Origin of the sequence: Streptomyces sp. NPDC059456 (assembly GCF_042750055.1) — a bacterium.
GTDB lineage: Bacteria > Actinomycetota > Actinomycetes > Streptomycetales > Streptomycetaceae > Streptomyces.
Genome location: NZ_JBHYVA010000954.1, coordinates 1 through 2,450 on the forward strand (window position 1 = coordinate 1; position 2,450 = coordinate 2,450).

General features: G+C 74.9%; 1 protein-coding gene and 1 pseudogene. One reads left to right on the forward strand and one right to left on the reverse strand.

All coding sequences use genetic code 11. From position 1 onward, the window contains the following. Nucleotides 1-272: 272 nt before the first annotated feature. Nucleotides 273-1,562 (forward strand): streptophobe family protein, encoded by a 1,290-nt coding sequence (locus ACFXA3_RS40985; protein ID WP_385196321.1) that lies wholly within the window; start codon nucleotides 273-275, stop codon nucleotides 1,560-1,562. Here ACFXA3_RS40985 and ACFXA3_RS40990 read toward each other — a convergent pair. Continuing rightward, nucleotides 1,552-2,301, reverse strand: a pseudogene (locus tag ACFXA3_RS40990) (serine/threonine-protein kinase); the annotation flags it as partial. The gene ACFXA3_RS40985 and the pseudogene ACFXA3_RS40990 overlap by 11 nt on opposite strands. Nucleotides 2,302-2,450: the final 149 nt, after the last annotated feature.

Consider the following 2,450-nt stretch of genomic DNA (forward strand, 5'->3'; position numbering starts at 1 on the left):
GCCGCCCGAAAGGGGGCCGGAGGGAGGGCCGGTGGGGCGCCCCGGCGGTGGCTGCGAGGACTGCGTCGGCCGCTGCGGATCCCGGCCGGGGCCGGAGGGTTGCGTGGTCACGGGCTCTTCTTCCCAGGCGGAGGAGTTCCGGTCCCTGCGGGCGTTCCGCAGCTGGCCCCCCATTCCATATAGGGAAATCCGGGGTCCTCCCGCACTCCCGCGGCCCCTCGCGTGCGCCGTTCAGGTGGTGGCCGCGAGCGGAGCGTGCCTACGGTTGCAGCGTGAGCAGTCCGTCGGCACCGCGTGCGGCGCCCGTCGGCACCGCGAGGGCGTGGCGGGACGCCCTCGTCGCCGTCGTGGCGGGCTTCGTGGTGATGACCGCCGTCGCCGCGGCGGGTCTGGCCTGTGCGGGAGCGACCGGTCTGCCGGGCGGTGCGTTCCCCCGGGTGCTCGCGGCGGTCGTCGTGATGGCGGCCGGCGGATCGGTCGAGGTGACCGGCGGGGCCGGCTTCCTGGCCGCGGCCGACGCGAGCCTGTCCGTGCTCCCGCTCTCGGTGAGCCTCGCCGGGGCCCTCACGGCCGGCTCGCTCTTCCTGCGCCCGCTGCACAACCGGGCGGTGGCCCGGCCGCGGGAACTCCTGCTGGCCCACGTCGTCCCGCTGGTCGTGCTGTGGCTGCTCGCCCTCACCGGCGCCGCGCTGCTCGCCCGCCAGAGTTTCGGCGTCGGCGGCGACTCCCCGATCGCCGACATCGGCGAACTGCTCGGTTCCTCCCCGACGGTCGGCTTCCGGGCGGCGCTGCCGGCCACCCTCTTCTTCGGACTGCTGTGGATCCTGGGCCTGCTGCTGGTCGCCCTGCTGATCTCACGGCGGGCACCGCTCCCGGCCGGGCTGGTCCGCTTCCACGCGGCGGTGCGGCCCGCCGCGTTCGCCACCGTGGTCCTGCTCCTCGCGTACGTGGTCCTCGGCATCGGTGTCGGGCTGGTCGTGGCCGCCACTCAGGGGCATGCGGACCGGACGTTCGCCGTGATCCTGCTCGGCCTGCCCAACCTGGCCTGGCCCGCGCTCACCCTGGGGCTCGGCGGGGCCTGGGACGGCAAGGTCGAGGGGCCGTTCGGACTGCCGATGCCGCAGGTGGTGGACGAGGTGCTGCGCGGGCCCGGCCTGTCCCGGGTCGACGTCGCCTCGCTCGCGCAGCGGGACTCCCGTGCCTGGTGGCTGGTGGCCGTGGCCGCCGTGCTGCTGCTCGGTACGGGGTTCCTGGCGGCCGTCCGCTCCCCTGCGGGCGTCCGCGCCTGGCAGCACGCCCTCCATCTGGGCGTGGCCCTCGCCCTCGCCGTCCTGACGGTGTGCCTGCTGGCCGGTGTCCAGGCCCGGTTCGGCCTGTCCCTGCTGGGCATCGGCGACGTCGGCGGGCTCGGCGGCAAGGTGGAGCTGACCCCGGTGCTGTGGCGCAACGTGGGCCTCGCCCTGCTCTGGGGCGCACTCGCCGGCTTCCTCGGCGCGCTGCTGGCCCGTCCGGTCCACCGCCGCGGCCTCGTCGGGGCGCCACCGGAGAGCGTCAGCCGCTGACCTCGTCCGTCCCGGCCCGGAACACCGGCAGCGCCCAGCGCGGGGGCTGCGGGGGCGGGGGCTCGGCAGCGGGCGGCGGGGCCGCTTCCGCTCCGGCGCGGCGCAGCGCGGCCGTGAACTCCAGGCAGCTGCTCCACCGGTCGTCGGGGGATTTGGCCAGCGCTTTGGCCAGTACTCCGTCGACCGCGGCGGGCAGACCGGGCCGCCGTGAGCTCACCGTCGGCGGGGGATCGTACTGGTGGGCCCAGAGCAGGGCCATGTCGTCGTCCCGCAGGAACGGCGGGCTCCCGGTCAGTGTCTCGTAGACGACGCAGCCCAGGCTGTAGACGTCGCAGCGGGCGTCGACCGGCTTGCCGGAGATCTGCTCGGGCGCCACGTAGTCCAGGGTGCCGACGAACTGCCCGACGCTCGTGAACCCGGTCAGCGACAGCGACTTCTTGGTCAGTCCGAAGTCCGTCAGGTACACGTGCTCGGGGTGTTCGCCGTCCGTTCCCTCCGCGACCAGGATGTTCCCCGGTTTCACGTCCCGGTGGACCAGGTCGTGGTCGTGCGCCGCGTCCAGTGCGGAGGCCACCTGGCCGGCGATCCGGGCGGCGGTCTCCACCGGCAGCGGCCCGGTGCGGTCCAGCAGGGCGCGCAGGTCCTGCCCGGGGACGTACCGCATGGCGATGTAGAGCAGTCCGTCGGTCTCCCCCGCCTCGAAGACCGGGACGATGTGGGGGTGGTCGATGGGCGGGGCGGCCGTCGTCGCGGGGGGGGAGCGCGGCCCGCAGGGGGTGTGTGGGGGGGGGTGGGGGGGGTGTGCTGCTTGGTGGGATTTTTGGTGGGGTTGTTTTGGGTGTTGGGGGGGGGGGGGGGGGGGGTGTGGGGGGGGGTTTGGTTTAACAC